The organism is Crocosphaera sp. XPORK-15E (genome assembly GCF_034931425.1).
In the GTDB taxonomy this organism is placed as follows: Bacteria; Cyanobacteriota; Cyanobacteriia; order Cyanobacteriales; family Microcystaceae; genus UHCC-0190.
In genome coordinates this window covers 75864-92852 of sequence record NZ_JAYGHQ010000008.1, presented here as the reverse complement: position 1 = coordinate 92852, position 16989 = coordinate 75864, and the positions used below count along the sequence as shown (strand labels likewise).

Below are 16989 nucleotides of genomic sequence, written 5' to 3'. Positions count from 1 at the left end.
GAATGATGATTTTATGAAAATTTTGTCTATAAATAAGCTCTTAGCTTTGAATTTTAAGGTTAGGGGCATAATAATATTATGCCCACACAGTCAATTATTAAATTTCTGCCACTGCCCGTTCAATTAACCTTCTGGCTAGGGTTTGAGTCCCTGTATGTTCATAATAATTGGTTGCCATATCGAGAAAAGCGGCTAAATAATCTAATTTGTCCTCTGAATACTCAATAAAACTCCCCAACTTCTTAAAAAGTTGTTGAGGCGTTAAATCTCTTTCAGCGACAAACCCTGACATCCAACCTTTAACGGAATCAAAACTATTGCCAATAAAATCTAGTTGACTACTGGTGTTATTCCCAGGAATCAGCTTTTTGATATTGCCAAAGGTGCCATTATTATCTAATTCTTTGGGAGAAAGATTGTTTAAACTCGATTGAACTTTTAAGATAAAATCAGGCCCCAAGGGAATTAAACCATCTAAACAAACTAAGGCAGCCATCCGCATTAAAGATTCTCCACTATACTCTCCTAAAGAAGCAACAAAATCTCCAATACTATCCCCTGGAATGCCATTAATTTGACAAAAAGCCACTAATTCGACCACTAATTTTAAGGATAAATCGATAGATTGCGCTTTATCTGGGTTAGGAGTAATGTTGTTTAAAAATCCTAGAAAAGAGACTTTTTCCCCAATTTTATTGGCTAAAGCGGCTGCTCCTAACGCGCTATCACTACGATCAACGGTTTGATATAACCATAATGCTCGTTGATACCCTTGGGATTTATCATTAAATAAATGAACCGCGCGATCGCCGATTTGTTGTATCATTTCCTCATCGGTTTCTCCCGTTACTTTACGGATAGTATTCTCAAAACCTATGAGATTATCCCATTCTCCAGGAACAACAAAATCAAGAGTTCGTAATACCTTCACCGTCATATTATCGGTTGGTAATTCGTTCACTAATTCATAAATTGGTTTGCTCACAATAGTTACCTCTAGTTAGGATGAAAGGATAAATCAATGACACAACTTTATTTAATTCGTCATGGCATTGCCGTTGAAAGAGAAAACGATATGGATGATAAAGCCCGTCCTTTGACTGAAATTGGGCGGGAAAAAACCCTAAAAGTTGCTCAACGATTACGAGCAATGGGAATTAATTTTGATCTTATTTTAACAAGTTCTTTGGTCAGAGCGCGTCAAACGGCTGAAATTTTACAAACGGTGGGTTTAAGTGACAAATTAGAAGAATTTAGCTTTCTTGCACCGGGAGGAGACATTGATTCTTGGGCCGATTGGTGGGCAAATTCGCACTATAATAAACCTGAAAGTTGTTTGGCTTTAGTAGGGCATCAACCCGATTTAGGAGATTGGGCAGAGATCTTAGTTTGGGGAAATAATTATGGTAAATTGGTGGTCAAAAAAGCGGGAATTATTGGTATTAATTTACCTGATCAAGTAACACCAATAGGTCAGGGAGAATTGTTTTTATTAACCTCTCCTAAATGGTTAATTTAATCAAAAAATTGTCGATGACTAATTTATATTTTAGAATTACAGTTGTAGGGGCTTAATACTATTAAGCCCTAAACCTTTTTGTTTACTAACTATTATTGACTAAATCCTCCATTTAACCTGAATTTAACAAGGTTTAACAGTGTTAAACCCCTACGGAATAGGTTGATGGGTTGATAAAGATTTGAGAGTAGCTGACAAATAAAGATTGCAGTATTTTTCTGTTGATCGGTAGGCAATGAATTATTCACTCCTTGTATCATCTTATAAAAGGAACAAATATTTCATGCTTGAGTTATTTCTATTTTATTAGATAATTCCCAAGTTCTTCCTTGACAGTCAACCTGATTATCTTTAATCTGAACTCCAAAAATCTGACGAGATAATTCTAAAATTTCTTGGCGTTCTTCATCTGTTAAATAATCATTGCCTTTTCTTCCGCTAGGACAACGTTTTGGGTCCCCTCCCGCTTCTAAATAACGCTGTCTTCCTTTCGCTGTAATTTCGCTAATTCTTTCGGACTGGTGTTGTTGAAGCTTTGTCGGTTTTTTCATGGTTAAAGCATCCATTCTAAGGGGACAATTTCGCCGTTGGGTAATAAGTATGATTGAGGCAGTGTTAAACTGGAAGTGATAAGTAGCCAGGCTCCATTATCTTCATCATAGACTTTAAAGGTTAAAAGTCCCAAAGTTTCCAGCGCATTCAAAATAAGATACTGTTCTTCTGTTGGTTCCACTTGATTTGTGATAGGTTGGGTTGTCGAGAGAATGTTATCAATTTAACAGGGTTTAACGGTGTTAAACCCCTACGGTATCATAATGTTAATTTAACCCATTGTAGGGGCTTAATACTATTAAGCCCTCAACCTTTTTGTTTCCTAACTATTTCCGACTTAATTTTAGTTCCTAATTTTTAGGTGTTAATTCTTCCCGCAAAACACGACGTAATAAAGCTTCTAAAGATTCATCTTTATGCTTTATGTATTCTCGCAAAACCTCATTAATCAAAGTTTGATAGTTGCCTCCATTTTGGGCATTTACAGACTCACGAAACCAGTCAATAATCTCATCATCAAGACATAGCGTAATCTGAGTTTTTCCTTTGGGAATATGATCTATTGCTCCTCTTTTTCCTTTGCTAAAATCGTATTGATCCTTCATGATTTATCCTTCATATTGTTGATGTTCAATTTTTAGCTAACAAAACTAACTTTAATTCGTTGATTGAGTGCTGTGGCAATTTTTTGTAACATTACGAGAGAATTTCCTTCATAATCAGCATCTTCAAGACTTACAATAATGTCATATTTAACACCGACTAAATCTGCGAGTTGCTGTTGAGTTAATCCTGCTTTTATGCGAGATTCATAAATAAGTTGTGAGACTTCTATATTGAGGGATTCTATAGCAATTAGTTCTTGTATTGAAGGATCATCTGCAATCATTTGGTTAATAATTTTTACTGCATCAGTTGTTTTAGACATCGTTTATTTCTCCTTGATAAGTATGTAATTGTGGATCGTGTGCAAATCTGATTTTTCTATCTATAACTCTCTCAATATCTTGAGGGGGAACTGCGGAACTTTTTTTAATAATAGCATGACCAATAATGGCTACATTCTGACCATAATAAAAGTAGAAAATTCGATACTGAACGGTTCCTTGTTTTGCTCTTAATTCCCAAATATCATCTCTTAGATAATCGGCAGTAGGACGGCGTAATTTATGTCCCTGTGAGGCAAGCTGTTCAATTCTGGCAACACATTTAGCAAATCCTTTTCTATCAGTTTTTAGTAACTTTTGAAGCCACTCAATGACGGGAGAGATGCCTTCTGTTTCTTGATAAAAGATGATTTTGGTTTTCGGCACATTCCCTATCCTCGATTTAACCTGAATTTAAGAGGGTTTAACGGTGTTAAACCCCTACGGGATCATAATGTTAATTTAACCCATTGTAGGGGCTTAATACCATTAAGCCCTAAACCTTTTTGTTTCCTAACTATTATTGAATAAATCCTCAATTTAACCTGAATTTAAGAGGGTTTAACGGTGTTAAACCCCTACAGAATCATAATGTTAATTTAACCCATTGTAGGGGCTTAATACCATTAAGCCCTAACTTTTTTGTTTCCTAACTACAGCAGTTTGCAATTTTTTGGAATACACCATTAATTTGTAGGGGCATGGCAATAATAAGTTGATGGTTTTAAGAGTAAGATTACTAATGCCATGCCCTTACCGTTTAATATCATACTAACTCGTAATCTGCTGTATTATTAACTAAATCCTCGATTTAACCTGGATTTAAGAGGGTTTAACAGTGTTAAACCCCTACAGAATCATAATGTTAATTTAACCCATTGTAGGGGCTTAATACTATTAAGCCCTCAACCTTTTTGTTTCCTAAATACAGCAGTTTGCAACTTTTTGGAATACACCATTAATTTGTAGGGGCATGGCAATAATAAGTTAATGGTCTTAAGAGTAAGGTTACTAATGCCATGCCCCTACCGTATCAATTTGTAGGGGCATGGCAATAATAAGTTGATGGTTTTAAGAGGGTTTAACGGTGTTAAACCCCTACTAATATTACTATTCTCTAATTGTAAGATTCTGCAACAACTCCGAAACACCTTATAGGTTACAATTTACAAGCCGCACTGCGAGAAGATAAAACCCCCTACACTCGGACTCAAAAACCCTCCAGATAAATCATGCCCTGACACCCAAGCAACTACTCCCCTCGTGTACTCCGCAGTAGGAAGATGTCCCTGGGGTGCGACCAATTGTGCATTGGTACTCCAGCTTAAATCTGGATAGTCTTGCCAACTTCCGTTCTTTCGCCAGCCCACTTCATCTCCAAAACGTCTATAGGTTTCGTCATTATAGCTTCCGGGAGTATTCCCTGTCTGCTTAAAAATCCGCAATTGTACAGAAAAGCCAAATTTTCCTCCTGAAGCCTTTAACCATTCTTGATCAATCATTCGCAAATCCTCGCAGGAAAATTTTTTAATTGATTTGTAGTCTAACCTTTCTTCTTTTTGTCGCTTAGCAGCAGCTAACATTAAATCCCAGGTTGTTTGATCAGCTTCTTTCCATTTTTTCTGTGCTAAAAGTTCCCGAAGCGGTGTATAGTCTGTTCCTGTTGTTGAAGAAATAAGGGTACTTCTTTGTTGACTAGAAGGGGTTGAGGGTGGGGGTTTTGGTTTTGGTACAGCAGCAACAGTGGGACTAGGACTAGGTTTAGGGGTGGGAATCGTAACTACTGGGGTAGGATTAGGTTGAGGGGATGGCGAATTATCGACAGAATTAAAGGAAAATGAACCTACTAAGGATTCCTGATACCAAGGTTCTTGTTTTCTGTCCGTCTCTCGCAAAACCTCAGCGCGTACCCTCCTAAACATTAACACCACATCTAAATTAGGTTCTTTAATATAGCGCAATAGATGGGAAGTAAACGGCGAATTTCGTCCTTTTCCGTCCTGCGCATATTCCCCTGGTGCAGTCGCAAAAGCAATAACTGTTCCTTCGGGGGGTATCTCTTGTGCTAAACCCCGTACTGATGAACCACGACGACTAGAACGCCAGCGACGATAAAAAGGATTATCTCGACAAGCATCAATAATAACGATATTTACCTGAGTTTCCGCCGCTTGCATCGCATTTATAACCTTTCCTAAAGCTAACGCCTCATAACGCGCATTTTTCTCATGTAGCAGTTTCGCTTTGAGAGGAATTAAATAATTTTCTCCCTCCACCTGTACCCCATGTCCCGCATAATAAAACAAACCTACCCCACCCTGTCGCAATTTTAGGCTAAAATCGTCTATTGCTGTCTCCATCGTCCGTAAATCTTGATTTTTCAGCAATGTCACCTCAAAACCTAATTTTTGCAACGCCTTAGCCATATCCGTTGCATCATTGACAGGATTCGCTAATGCGTTCTCATCATAGTCAGCATTACCAATCACTAGAGCGATTTTAGACTGTTTTTGAGCAATTAAAGTATTATTATGAGTAGGTTGGGGAGCCACTCCGGTCTTGGGGTTTCCCCAAATAGAGGAAGTGGCGTTTGAGGAACGAAACCCAACAGGGATAAGACTTTGATGAGTCGTCGCTTGAGAAACAGCAACGGTAAAGGTAATGAAACCTAAACCAGCAAGAATAGAGACAGGATATAACTGTTTCAGGGGAAACATGGGAAATTTAGGGTAATTTTACTTGAGTACAGTTTAGTCGATTTCCTGAATTTTGACTGTGATTTTTTCGGGTCAATTAATCTAAGCAGCTTCAGTAGAATAAGTGGTAGGTATGGGTAAAGATTCTCCTGCTAATTTGTAATCTTCAATTAATAATTCTAGAACTTCTACTCCATTAGCTACTGCTTCATTGTAGGTATCGCCATGAGTTCTCCACTGTTGTCCTGGAAAGTCTGGTAATCCTACTAAATAACAATTATCTTTGTCTGACCATTGGATAATCATTTGATATTTAAGTTTGTCCATTTTTGCCTCTCTTTTTAACTTCTTGAATTGCCTTTAAAACTTCTTTCTCTAAGTATTCTCTGGCATCTGAACCATCTTTTCCTGAAATAGTAATTCTACCAGCATACAAAGGGTGAAACCAGTTTGAATGACTACCTTTGCCAGTACGAGAAATAAAGCCCGCTTGTTGTAACATTTGTTTGAGTTCTCGAATTTTCTTCGGCATTACTAATCGATAACACGATTCTTTATTATATCATCAATTTACTTCCTGAATTTTGACTGTGATTTTTTTTTGTGAATCAAAAATTATCATTTTTATTCCATTATTTTTACTCGCATTTTTTATAAATCTACTGTATCCTTCCTCACTCAAACTATCTAAATTAAGCGGATTTCTTTGTTTAGTAATGGTTGAATTTTGGGCTATTTCTTGGTTAGGGGAAGTGTTCGCATTTACTATTAGTCCTGTAACCGATAAGATAATCATTACTGAGAGAGTTAAACCGAATAGAAGAAATTTCATATTTTTGACTTTAACCTTGATTTTTAAACAAATTATACTATACTTAAGAAAAGTAGACTATTAATGTAACCTAAAACTACTATGTTAACCCCAATTTCTCATAAACGTACCATCTTACTCTATCCTGATGAAGATGGCTATATTATTGCTGAAGTTCCTAGTTTACCTGGTTGTATTAGTCAGGGAGAAACGAAGAAAGAAGCTTTAGAAAATATTCAAGAAGCTATCAATCTTCATATTGAAGTATTACGAGAAAGGGGCGAATTAATTCCTGAAGATAACATTGAAGTGACTGCCATTGTATATGAGTAAATTACCCGCTATTTCTGGTGAAGAATGTATCAAAGCATTAAAAAAAATCAACTTTTTTGTTTATCGACAGCGCGGCAGTCATATTACTTTAGTTAGAGAAAATCCATCAACTCAAGTTACTATTCCTAATCATCGAACCATTGCTAAAGGAACACTGCCTCAAGTCAATTTACTTAAATTTATTGTTTCTTTATTAGATGAATTAGTCATTGTTTTTTTGGTATTAATCGTCCTATTTATATTAGCTTATTGGCAAGGTGATAGAGATGCTTGGAGAGATGCAGTTAATGATAGTTCAACACTGCCTGTTGTTACTGTTGCTATAAAAGAGGAAAATGCAGCACTAGGACGAAAATTAAACTCTTTAGGTGATCCGTCAGATTTTCGTATTATTGGTGATCAAAACTTATATAATAATTCAGAATAATAATATTGTTTATAAACTCAATAAACTAATTTCAGCCCGTTTACCTAAATGTGATAAAAAGTATATATATTAGGTGGGCAATGCCCACCCTACTTAACTAAAAAAACCACCCGTAAGAATGTAAACCCTTACCCAATAAATTCACTCCTAAATAACAAACCCAAACCACAACAAACCCACTAGCAGCTAAGATAGCAGGTTTTCTTCCTTGCCAACCTTTGGTAATACGGGAATGAAGATAAGCAGCAAATACTAACCATGTAATCAAGGCCCAGGTTTCTTTAGGGTCCCAACTCCAATAAGATCCCCAAGCTTCATTGGCCCAAACTCCTCCCGCAATGATACCAATAGTTAATAAGGGAAATCCTAACCCAATGATGCGATAACTAATATTATCCAAGGTATCGGCTAAACTGAGGCGTTGAGGCGAAAGAATAACTTCATTAGTGGTCATTGTTGAAGTAGCAACCGCATTTAACACGGCTGTCCCGCCACTACCATTGCTTTCAGCTACGGCAACGGTTGGGTTTTTGTGGTTATTATTAAGCAGTTGTCGCCCTAACTTATCCCGATAACCTCCAGTTCCCACGGAACTCCCTTTGAGTTCCACATTTTGACCACGGGTTACAACGAGAAAGGCGATCGCCAATACGGCCCCTACCATCAATGTTGCATAACTGAGCATCATCACGCTAACGTGCATCATTAACCAGTTAGACTTAAGGGCAGGAACTAAGGGTTCAGAATGCTGCATTTCGGTGGGTAAGGATAAGGCCGCAAAGGCGGTAATACCCATGGCCACAGGGGTTGTTACGACACCGACTAAGGGACTGCGACTCATTTTTTCGGCCAGGAGATGAACTGCTGTTATTCCCCAAGCTAAGAAAAATAGGGACTCATAGAGGTTACTTAAGGGAAAATAGCCCCCTTCTATCCAACGGGCCCCTAATAGGGTGGCCATGGATAAATTAGCGATCGCCACTCCAGCGGTTCCCAAGGGAGGCAACCAGGTTAAACTAGGAAAGGCTGCCCCTGACCAATAAATAAGCATGGTCAGGAATAGGATTAAAAATGAACTGTTATCGAGGAAATTCTGTAAGCTGATTAAATCCATATTGAGTTCCGTCTCTAGTGATTTAAGTTGACTTTCTCCACTCGCCTTTAGGTAAGTGAATTCTAAAGATTGCTATGATCGGTTTTCTCTTTCTTAGACAAACCTTATTATAAACTAAATCTTAAAATTTTCCCAGGGTTTCAATTGTGCTGCAATGGGTAGATAGTATAGTTCTAGATTTTATGGAAACAATCAGCATTATTATCCCCGTTTTAAATGAAGAAGAAGTTATTAAACAAAACCTACTCCGACTCAAACATAGCTCTGGGATAGAGATAATTTTGGCTGATGGGGGAAGTCAAGATCAAACTATTCTCATTGCTCAAAATATGGGAGTTAAGGTTGTTTTTTGTACTCAAAAAGGTCGTGCTTATCAAATGAATCAAGGTGCGTCTATTGCTACCGGAGATATTCTTTTATTTCTTCATGCTGACACGATCTTACCTAACAATTATCCAACAATTATTAAAAATGTCTTATCAGATCCCCAAACTCTTGCGGGAGCGTTTGAATTAGGCATTGATAGTCAACAGCTTTCTTTTCGTTTGATTGAAAGGTTAGTTAATTGGCGATCGCATTTTTTTTCCCTTCCCTATGGTGATCAAGCAATTTTTCTCAAAACCTCCATATTTCGAGAGATAGGGGGGTTTCCTTATCTTCCCATTATGGAGGATTTTGAGTTAATTCAACGGCTAAAAAAACGGGGTAAAATTGCCATTGCTTCAGCTAAAGTTACCACTTCTAGTCGTCGCTGGCAAAAATTAGGGGTATGGAAAACTACCATAATTAATCAATTAATTATTATCGGTTATTATTTAGGGGTTTCTCCTGATCAATTAGCGCGTTTATATGGAAGAAAATAATAATTAATTTATTTATTCTAAAGGAATAACAGAAATCCATTCCTTATAGTCTGGATCTTTATTTTCCGTAATCGCTGATAATTTTTCTTTTAATTGTTCAGTAATGGGACGAGTTTCCGGCAGTTTAAAGGTTTCAATTTGTTTCACAGGGGAAATTTTAGCCGCGGTTCCGCACAAGAAAACTTCATCAGCAATAAATAATTCTGATTTATCAATTGGCCGTTCAATAGTAGGAATTCCGAAATTTTTTGCTAAAGTCAGAATACTATCTCTCGTGATTCCTTCTAGGATATCTTGTTCAAATCCAGGAGTAATTAAGTGACCATTTCTCACAATAAAAAGGTTCATCCCCGTCGCTTCACAAACCTTCCCTTGGGAATTCATTAAAATCGCTTCATCAAACCCTGATTCTACCGCTTCCGTTTTCGCTAATGCAGAAGTAATATAAGCTGCACTAATTTTTCCTCTTAAGGGGAAACTACGATCTTCTTGACGAGTCCAAGAACTAATCCGACAACTAATCCCATCAGGAGACAGATAATCTCCCATTTCCAAACCATAAACAAAGAAATCCTTTTCAATGTTATGAAGTCGGGGAGCAACTCCCAACCCAGAAGTGTAAACTAAAGGCCGCATATAAAATGATTTAGACGGTTTATTTTTTTTGACAAAATCAATAATAATTTGTTGTAGTTTATCAGCAGGTAAATCATAATTGAGAAACTTCGCACTTTGACTTAATCGCTGACAATGACGCTCTAAACGAAATAATAAAACTTGATTGGGATTTCCTGGATCTGGAATTCCACGCATTCCACCAAAGGCCGCTGTCCCGTAATGTAGTGCATGAGTCGCTATAGAAATTTTGGCGTTTTCAAACGGGATGAATTGGTTTTCAAAGTAAGCAATTGGCAGAAAAGTGTGCATCTTTAGTTCCGTTATCAGTTATCCTTCAATTCGTGAGGGCTTCCTCTGTCCTGAATTTTCATTATACCCATAAATTCAGCAACAATTTTCTTTAATTTTTCCCTAACCAACCCACTAAATTTTGTGTTTGTAGCGTTGAGGGATTTTCAACTAAGACTACTTCATAGTGACTGGGTTTGGGGTCTGCTAAAGCAACAGAAAGAGTCTTGAGTCTGTCCTGATGAAAGACTGTTATTTCGATCATATCACCTGTTTGATAATCTTTGAGCCGTTCCGTTAATTGGTCCGCACTCACGCGAATTCCATCAATGGCTAATAATTCGTCATCTGCATCAATTCCCCCTAACCCGGCCGGTGATCCTGCTTCAACAAATTTAATCATTTCTTTATTATTTTCTGACTGAACTCGCATCCCTAAATAGGGAGTTGTTTCTGCTTCCATTACGGGTTTAAGGGTTAATCCAAAGGGCGCTAAATATTCATCAAAAGGTAATTCTTCTGTGGTATCAAGATAACGATTAAAAAAGCTTTGTAAATCCATATCAGCGACGGATTCAATTACCTGTTGTAATTGTTGTGGGGTAAAGCCAATTTCAGGTTGACCAAATTGTTCCCACATCTGAACCATTACATCGTCTAAAGAACGCTGATTCTCATGTTTGGCCCTAATTAATAAGTCTAATAAAAGGGAGACTAATTCCCCTTTGAGATAATAGGAAATCTGACTATTATCACTATTAAGATCTCGACGATATAATTTAATCCAAGCATCAAAACTTGATTCGTTTAGGGGTTGCACTTTCCGTCCTGGAATTGCCAAAAAACGGGTGATTTCTTTCCCTAACATCTCTAAAAACTTCGGCCTATTATAAATGCCTGCTTTTAGAGGAATTACCAGATCATAATAGCTTGTCGTTCCCTCAGAAAACCAGAGTGATCGCGTATAATTTTCCTGTTCATAATCAAAGGTTTCTAACTCTTTCGGCCTCATTCGTTTTACATTCCACAAATGAAAGAATTCATGAGCTACTAATTGCAAAAATCGATTATATTTTTGTTTATCTCGAAACCCAAAACGGGAATAAATAAGCGAGCAAGAATTTTTATGTTCTAACCCGCCAAACCCATTATTAGTGAGATGGAGAATAAATAGGTAATTATCGTAGGGTAAACCTCCATAAAGTTTAGCTTCGCTTTCAATGATTTTTTTGGTATCTTCAATTAATTGATTTGGTTTAATATTTCCTTTGCCCCAAATCACATATTGATGAGGTTTTCCTAAAACTTCAAACTCGTAGGTTTCATGAATGCCAATTTCAAAGGGACTGTCTACTAAGGTGTTAAAATCCTGGGCTTCAAATTGATTGAATTTTCCAGGAATAGATGGTAAAGCTGTCCTCACTTTCCAGTTAGAATTAGGGGGAATAATTTCTACAGTAATTGGCTGTTTTTCTAGGCCTGGAATAAAATAGAATAAAGCCGCCCCATTAAAATAACCATGGGTACTATCTAGATGATTAGTTCTGACGGTTAATTCATTGGCAAATACCCGATACTTAATGATAATATCACTGTTTTCTTTTGTCTCAACTTCCCAATGATTCTTACCTACTTTTTGGCTAAGAAGTTTTTTCTTGTTCTGGCTAGAGAAAGCTCTAAAATCCTGTATATGTCTAGCATATTCCCGCACTAAATATGAGCCAGGTGTCCAGACAGGTAACTTTAAATTTAGAACTTCATCTGACCAATTTTGCAGGGCTAGGGTAACTTCAAAAAGATGGGAATTAGGCTGAGACATCGCCACTTGATAACTAATCTTTGGCGAAGTTTTGGTTATTTGGTTGGGTTCAATGAGGGTAGCTTTAGTCATTATTTACAGTTGTTTAGAAAGATGATGCAGTTGTTTTAGATTTGTTAGAGATAAAATTTGACGAGATGGCTCAAGATCAAGACAATTTTGGTTTTGTAGTTGGCTGAGAATTTGTTGACAATCTTCTAAAGAAACATCAGCAATATCAGCTAAGTCTTGTGCTGGAATCTGTAAAATTTCTGAACCCTTTTCGGTTAATCTACCATAATTTTCTGCTAATTTAATTAAGGTTTTAGTTAGCTTTATTTTAGGTGATTGTTGATGTAATTGAAAACGACGATAAAGTCTCCGAACCCTTCTGACACTCAATTGCAACATCCGATGATGTAATTGGGGATCTTTAAACAGCATTTGTAGAAAACGTTGGGCTGAAATACTAAGTAATTCAACATCAGAAAGGGCGATGACATCCACATATTTTAGGGATTCATCAAGCACTTCCATTTCCCCAAAAAAATCACCTCTGCTTAGAATTTCTAGGGTAGTTTCTTGATAGGAATAGCGAGAACGAACTTTAACCCAACCAGAAACGATAAAATAAACGGCTTTTCCCCAATCATCCTCTTTGACAACTTCTTCATCCTGGGCGTAAGTTTCTTCATCTACGACAGATAGCATCCATTCTAATGTCTCTGGGTTAGCTGTATTGAACAAGGGGAATAGCTCGGTAATTGCTGGAGTCTCCATTAAAGGCGTTTCAGTATGACACTGAATAAGGGGGCTAAGGAATATTATAAAGATTAATTGTTATTCTACAAGTTACCACTACCCTCGGAAGCCCCAAGGATTTTTATGTTAGATTGAGGTTTGCTTGTTGTTGAATATCTGGGTTCCCCGATGGATTGGATTTACATTACAGGAATTCGTTGTTATGGCTATGTGGGATACTTACCCGAAGAACAAGTCTTAGGACAGTGGTTTGAAGTGGATCTGATTCTTGGAGTTGATTTAACAAGGGCAGGAACCAGCGATAATATTCAAGATACCTCAGATTATCGTCAGGCGATCGCCATGGTTAAAGCTCAGATCGCTACAGCTAAATTTGCTCTGATTGAGCGTTTAGCTGAAGTTATCGCTCAGGATATCTTAACCTTAGACAAAATTCAACAGGTGAGAGTCCGTCTGACTAAACCAACGGCCCCCATTCCTGATTTTGGTGGGAAAATTACCATCGATATTACTCGCTACTCCTAGTTATTTGTACTCAATTAACCTTCAATATTACAAAATATTAAGACAAGAAATAAGAATCAGTAGATTGGGGAATACTGAGTATATTTACGGCATTATTCGCCCCTATCTTCCTGTTTTTAGAGGAAAGAACTTCAGAAAAGATTCTATCTTGTTAAGACATAGGATGCTTTTATATCAAGGATTGCAACAATTTTTTAGGGCTATTTTGAGGAGAAAATACCCTGAAAATACTTAGTTTAAGTAAATTTTAGCAAAAGATTCCGCAATTCCCACCAAGTTAAAAAGTCCCCTGATCTGTCACATTAATAATAGGAAGGTTATGAAATAAGAACCACCGACAATTCTCAAAAAAAAACTCAGTGTTTTTGATTGAACAATAATCAGGGATTTTAGAACAAGGATGCCTAACATGAATTTATGGAAATTTAGACATATTGGGGGTGCTATCTGGTTATATCTTAACCAACCCCTTTTTAATGCCAATAGTCCCACGATTTGGGAAGTTAATCGTTTTTGGTATTTATATAAAATTCAACTCTTAGAAAACTGCTTACATAAAGACAGTACGTCCCAAAGTCATTATACTCAATAAGAGAGTTATTTTTTCTGCTGTTGGTCTATGAGTATTGATGCTGAGATTAGCCGTTTATTAGATGTAATGCCAGCTTCGGGCAGGATGTTAACAAAAATTGTTAGCAAACCGCAACAATCAAAGGTAATTGATGCACCATTTTCGCCCCCTTGGAATCGAGATAGTCGTCCTATTTATATTAACTTTGATTTATGGCGACGGCTATCAAGAGGACAACGAGATTTATTGATTTTAAGAGCTACTAGCAGTTTAACCAATATTCGCTGGTTTAAAGCGGATTTATATCAGGGTATTGTCTTAGCTAGTGTGATCGGTTTAACCCTCCAAACTATACAAGGTGATGCCCTAGGAATGCTCATTGCTGGAGGTTTAACTGCAATTTCAGCCCGACAAATTTGGCAAAATAATCGCAGTGTGCAACGGGAATTAGACGCTGATCAATCGGCAATCAAAGTTGCGGTTAGACGAGGTTATTCTGAAGTAGAAGCAGCCAAAAACCTACTAGAAGGAATCGAAAATGCGGCCCAATTAGAAGGTCGTTCTATTCTTGATTTTACAGAATTAATTCGTACTCAAAATCTTAAATCTTTAGCTAATCTTTCTCCCGTAGGTGTTCCTGATAATGTTAAAAAAGAATAGTTTTACCAATTGATAATTGACAATTAAGCAATTATATGATAACTAAAAATAAATGTAAGGTGAGCATTGCCCACCCTACAAATCTTGTCATATTAATGATGTTAACCCAATTTACTTAATAACTTTAAAAGTTTGTAAACTTTGATCACTACATCCCGTAATCATTCCCCCTAATTTTTGAATTTTGATTAAATATTGAATAGCTTCAGATGTAATAATTTCTCCAGGCATTAAGATAGGAATACCTGGGGGATAAGGACAAATTAATTCCCCGCTAATACGCCCAAGACTCTGCTCAATTCCTACTAATTCTTTGGGAGCAAAAAAAGCATCACGAGGCGATAATTTAAGGGATGAAGGAGTGAGGGGGTTTGATTCGACTACGCTCATCAACGGAGATTCGACTACGCTCATCAACCGAGGGGGTGAGGAAAAATCTCTTAGAGATTTAAAGGCTTTGATTAATTGTTTTATATCATTTTGTGTATTGCCAATCGAAATAATAAAAGCTAAATGAGATAACATCGGTAATTCTGCCGTTACCCCCAATTTATTGTGTAAAATTTCATCAGCTTCTAAACCCGTGATCCCTAATGAAGTAACATTAACCGTTAATCTTGTAACATCTAAATATTGAAAACCTGGACAAGTTTTTTCTAATTTAAAAACCCCTAATCCTTCAATTTGACTGAGTTCATTTCTAGCAATTTCAGCTAATTTTATAGTTTCATTTAATAATGTTTGTCCTTGGATAGCCATTTGTTGCCTAGCCCCATCCAAAGACGCTAATAATAAATAATTAGGACTGGTAGATTGAACTAACTGTAAAGCTTGACTAATGCGTTGAGGTTCAATGCGATCGCCTTTGAGATGTAACATAGAAGCCTGAGTCATGGCCCCTAATACCTTATGGGTCGATTGTACACTTAAATCTGCCCCTAGGGACAAAGCCGAAGGAGGTAAAGCCTCATGAAACGCAAAATGTCCCCCGTGGGCTTCATCCACCAACAAGGGAATATTGTAACGATGAGTAACATCTGCGATCGCTTGTATATTCCCACAGACACCGTGATAGGTGGGATAAACCAACAAAACGGCCCTAACATCAGAATGTTGCTTTAACGCCCCTTCTAGGGCTTCTGGAGTGAAGCTATAGGCAAGATCCCAGATAGGATCATATTCAGGATTGAGAAAAATGGGAACGGCCCCAGAGACAATTAAACCTGTAATGACAGATTGATGAATGTTACGGGGTACAATAATCTTATCGCCACTACCACAAGTTGCCACAATAGCAGCAATGATGCCACAGGTTGACCCATTGACCAAAAACCAGGTCTGATCAGCCCCAAACGCTTCGGCTGCTAGGATTTGGGCTTGTTGAATCGCACCATCAGGGGCAAATAAATTGCCTAATTCTGGCAACTCTGGCAAATCTGCCTGAAATACGGCGGTTCCCACTAAAGAAGTCAATGAGTGAGCGATTCCTTGCCCTCTTTTATGGCCAGGGGTATAAAAAGCAGCATCAGGCTGGTTTTTTAAGGTACTCAAAGCCTCAATCAAAGGGGTTGTCTTTTGGGATTGAAAAAAAGCGTCTTTAGAGAATGTCATGGACAGAAAAAGATAAAAAAAACAGCCCTAAATTGATGCTGAGAACCAACAACTATCAGGTTTTATTGCCTAAAGCTCAATAAAATTCCCAGAAAACTTCTTACAACTGAGATAGTATTCATAAATCCCTAACCCTTATTTTCTATTTCTGTTAACATCCCTTACATCAAAAATCTATGGCAATAAGTTCCCCGCAACCCAAAATTTTAATTGTTGATGATGATCCCGCAATTTGCCAATTAATTTCTCGATTTTTTAGTTATAACAACTATAATATCGTTTCAGCAGCAGATGCAAAAATGGCTCGTCAAATCTTTCAAAAGCTTAACCCAGATTTAGTCATTTTGGATGTTAATTTACCTGATGAGAGTGGCTTCGGTTTGTGTAAAGAAATTCGTCAAACAGGGGCTTTAGTGTTAATGCTAACCTGTATGACAGACACCAGTTATGTGTTAGAAGGATTTGAACAGGGGGCCGATGATTATCTGACCAAACCCTTTAATTTAGAAATTCTCAAGGCAAAAATTGCGGCTTTACTGAAACGACGCAACTTCGGTGGAACCCCTCTCAGTTATCCTGATCGTCGTTTAATCATTAACGACTTAGCTATTGATCCTAACCGCTGTGAAGTCACCCTGGAAGATGAAGTGCTTCCTCTAACAACCCTAGAATTTGAACTATTATACTTTTTAGCCACCCATCCCAATCGGGTTTGGGAACGAAGCGACCTAATTTCAGCCGTTTGGGGCGATAATCACGAAGTTGGGGTAGAACGGAAGGTAGATGTTCATATTGGTCAAATTCGCAAAAAAATTGATGATCCTGATGCCAAACTCATTAAAACAGTTCGGGGAAGAGGGTATCTGTTTGAACTTCCTGACAGTGATTAAGTTAAGAAACTCCCTTGTTTAGATA

24 protein-coding genes are annotated in these 16989 nt (G+C 37.4%); 8 read left to right on the top strand and 16 right to left on the bottom strand.

The genetic code is table 11. The features are described 5' to 3' along the window. Positions 1-97 precede the first annotated feature (97 nt). Positions 98-985, bottom strand: a complete 888-nt coding sequence (locus VB691_RS09965; RefSeq protein WP_323291337.1) for a hypothetical protein — start codon at positions 983-985, stop codon at positions 98-100. Between the two features lie 36 nt (positions 986-1021). Here VB691_RS09965 and sixA point away from each other — a divergent pair, with 36 nt between their 5' ends. Further along, positions 1022-1519, top strand: coding sequence for a phosphohistidine phosphatase SixA (gene sixA / locus VB691_RS09960; RefSeq protein WP_323291336.1), 498 nt, complete (start codon positions 1022-1024; stop codon positions 1517-1519). Positions 1520-1611: 92 nt separating this feature from the next. Here sixA and VB691_RS25835 read toward each other — a convergent pair whose 3' ends face one another. The 10 genes from VB691_RS25835 to VB691_RS09915 form a co-directional block, all read right to left on the bottom strand. Continuing rightward, positions 1612-1779, bottom strand: coding sequence for a DUF6888 family protein (locus tag VB691_RS25835; RefSeq protein ID WP_416244943.1), 168 nt, complete (start codon positions 1777-1779; stop codon positions 1612-1614). A 21-nt stretch (positions 1780-1800) separates the two neighbouring features. Continuing rightward, complete coding sequence (locus VB691_RS09955; RefSeq protein WP_323291335.1) at positions 1801-2070, bottom strand: hypothetical protein; 270 nt, start codon at positions 2068-2070, stop codon at positions 1801-1803. Between the two features lie 2 nt (positions 2071-2072). Further along, complete coding sequence (locus VB691_RS09950) at positions 2073-2252, bottom strand: hypothetical protein (RefSeq protein ID WP_323291334.1); 180 nt, start codon at positions 2250-2252, stop codon at positions 2073-2075. Positions 2253-2421: 169 nt separating this feature from the next. Next, complete coding sequence (locus VB691_RS09945; protein WP_323291333.1) at positions 2422-2676, bottom strand: BrnA antitoxin family protein; 255 nt, start codon at positions 2674-2676, stop codon at positions 2422-2424. Positions 2677-2708: 32 nt separating this feature from the next. Continuing rightward, positions 2709-2999, bottom strand: coding sequence for a transcriptional regulator (locus VB691_RS09940; protein WP_323291332.1), 291 nt, complete (start codon positions 2997-2999; stop codon positions 2709-2711). After that, positions 2992-3384: a type II toxin-antitoxin system RelE/ParE family toxin gene (locus tag VB691_RS09935; RefSeq protein WP_323291331.1), complete on the bottom strand. Its 393-nt coding sequence runs from the start codon at positions 3382-3384 to the stop codon at positions 2992-2994. The genes VB691_RS09940 and VB691_RS09935 overlap by 8 nt, the downstream gene beginning before the upstream one ends. Positions 3385-4163: 779 nt before the next feature. Further along, positions 4164-5714: a caspase family protein gene (locus VB691_RS09930; RefSeq protein WP_323291330.1), complete on the bottom strand. Its 1551-nt coding sequence runs from the start codon at positions 5712-5714 to the stop codon at positions 4164-4166. Positions 5715-5795: 81 nt separating this feature from the next. Beyond that, positions 5796-6020: a type II toxin-antitoxin system HicB family antitoxin gene (locus VB691_RS09925; protein ID WP_323291329.1), complete on the bottom strand. Its 225-nt coding sequence runs from the start codon at positions 6018-6020 to the stop codon at positions 5796-5798. Beyond that, on the bottom strand, positions 6007-6225 hold the full coding sequence (locus VB691_RS09920) for a type II toxin-antitoxin system HicA family toxin (RefSeq protein ID WP_323291328.1): 219 nt from the start codon (positions 6223-6225) through the stop codon (positions 6007-6009). The genes VB691_RS09925 and VB691_RS09920 overlap by 14 nt, the downstream gene beginning before the upstream one ends. Before the next feature lie 33 nt (positions 6226-6258). Further along, positions 6259-6525: a hypothetical protein gene (locus VB691_RS09915; protein WP_323291327.1), complete on the bottom strand. Its 267-nt coding sequence runs from the start codon at positions 6523-6525 to the stop codon at positions 6259-6261. An 81-nt stretch (positions 6526-6606) separates the two neighbouring features. On the opposite strand from VB691_RS09915, the gene VB691_RS09910 reads away from it, so the two are divergent. Together VB691_RS09910 and VB691_RS25830 are read left to right on the top strand one after the other, a co-directional pair. Next, positions 6607-6837, top strand: coding sequence for a type II toxin-antitoxin system HicB family antitoxin (locus tag VB691_RS09910; protein WP_323291326.1), 231 nt, complete (start codon positions 6607-6609; stop codon positions 6835-6837). Beyond that, positions 6830-7264 (top strand): type II toxin-antitoxin system HicA family toxin, encoded by a 435-nt coding sequence (locus VB691_RS25830; protein WP_416244938.1) that lies wholly within the window; start codon positions 6830-6832, stop codon positions 7262-7264. The genes VB691_RS09910 and VB691_RS25830 overlap by 8 nt, the downstream gene beginning before the upstream one ends. A 97-nt stretch (positions 7265-7361) precedes the next feature. Here the strand turns inward: VB691_RS25830 and ccsB are convergent, their stop codons facing one another. Next, positions 7362-8378, bottom strand: coding sequence for a c-type cytochrome biogenesis protein CcsB (ccsB, locus tag VB691_RS09900; RefSeq protein WP_323291325.1), 1017 nt, complete (start codon positions 8376-8378; stop codon positions 7362-7364). Between the two features lie 182 nt (positions 8379-8560). Here ccsB and VB691_RS09895 point away from each other — a divergent pair, with 182 nt between their 5' ends. Continuing rightward, positions 8561-9241 (top strand): TIGR04283 family arsenosugar biosynthesis glycosyltransferase, encoded by a 681-nt coding sequence (locus VB691_RS09895; RefSeq protein WP_323291324.1) that lies wholly within the window; start codon positions 8561-8563, stop codon positions 9239-9241. Positions 9242-9253: 12 nt separating this feature from the next. On the opposite strand, the gene VB691_RS09890 is transcribed toward VB691_RS09895, so the two are convergent. From VB691_RS09890 to VB691_RS09880, 3 genes are all read right to left on the bottom strand, one after another. Next, positions 9254-10168: a branched-chain amino acid transaminase gene (locus VB691_RS09890; RefSeq protein WP_323291323.1), complete on the bottom strand. Its 915-nt coding sequence runs from the start codon at positions 10166-10168 to the stop codon at positions 9254-9256. A gap of 91 nt (positions 10169-10259) precedes the next feature. Continuing rightward, positions 10260-12038: a M61 family metallopeptidase gene (locus VB691_RS09885; protein ID WP_323291322.1), complete on the bottom strand. Its 1779-nt coding sequence runs from the start codon at positions 12036-12038 to the stop codon at positions 10260-10262. A gap of 3 nt (positions 12039-12041) precedes the next feature. After that, positions 12042-12725, bottom strand: a complete 684-nt coding sequence (locus tag VB691_RS09880) for a Crp/Fnr family transcriptional regulator (RefSeq protein ID WP_323291321.1) — start codon at positions 12723-12725, stop codon at positions 12042-12044. A 150-nt stretch (positions 12726-12875) separates the two neighbouring features. Between VB691_RS09880 and folB the strand changes: the two genes are divergently transcribed. The 3 genes from folB (at position 12876) to VB691_RS09865 (ending at position 14463) form a co-directional block, all read left to right on the top strand. Then, positions 12876-13232: a dihydroneopterin aldolase gene (gene folB, locus VB691_RS09875; RefSeq protein WP_323291320.1), complete on the top strand. Its 357-nt coding sequence runs from the start codon at positions 12876-12878 to the stop codon at positions 13230-13232. Between the two features lie 409 nt (positions 13233-13641). After that, complete coding sequence (locus tag VB691_RS09870; RefSeq protein ID WP_323291319.1) at positions 13642-13824, top strand: hypothetical protein; 183 nt, start codon at positions 13642-13644, stop codon at positions 13822-13824. Positions 13825-13851: 27 nt separating this feature from the next. Continuing rightward, the gene (locus VB691_RS09865; RefSeq protein ID WP_323291318.1) at positions 13852-14463 is read left to right on the top strand and encodes a DUF3318 domain-containing protein; all 612 of its coding nucleotides are present in this window, start codon (positions 13852-13854) and stop codon (positions 14461-14463) included. Positions 14464-14574: 111 nt separating this feature from the next. Here the strand turns inward: VB691_RS09865 and VB691_RS09860 are convergent, their stop codons facing one another. Then, complete coding sequence (locus VB691_RS09860) at positions 14575-16074, bottom strand: aminotransferase class I/II-fold pyridoxal phosphate-dependent enzyme (protein ID WP_323291317.1); 1500 nt, start codon at positions 16072-16074, stop codon at positions 14575-14577. A gap of 176 nt (positions 16075-16250) precedes the next feature. Here VB691_RS09860 and VB691_RS09855 point away from each other — a divergent pair, with 176 nt between their 5' ends. Next, positions 16251-16964 carry a response regulator transcription factor gene (locus VB691_RS09855; RefSeq protein WP_323291316.1) on the top strand — a complete coding sequence of 238 codons (714 nt, stop codon included), beginning with the start codon at positions 16251-16253 and terminating at the stop codon, positions 16962-16964. Positions 16965-16989 lie beyond the last annotated feature (25 nt).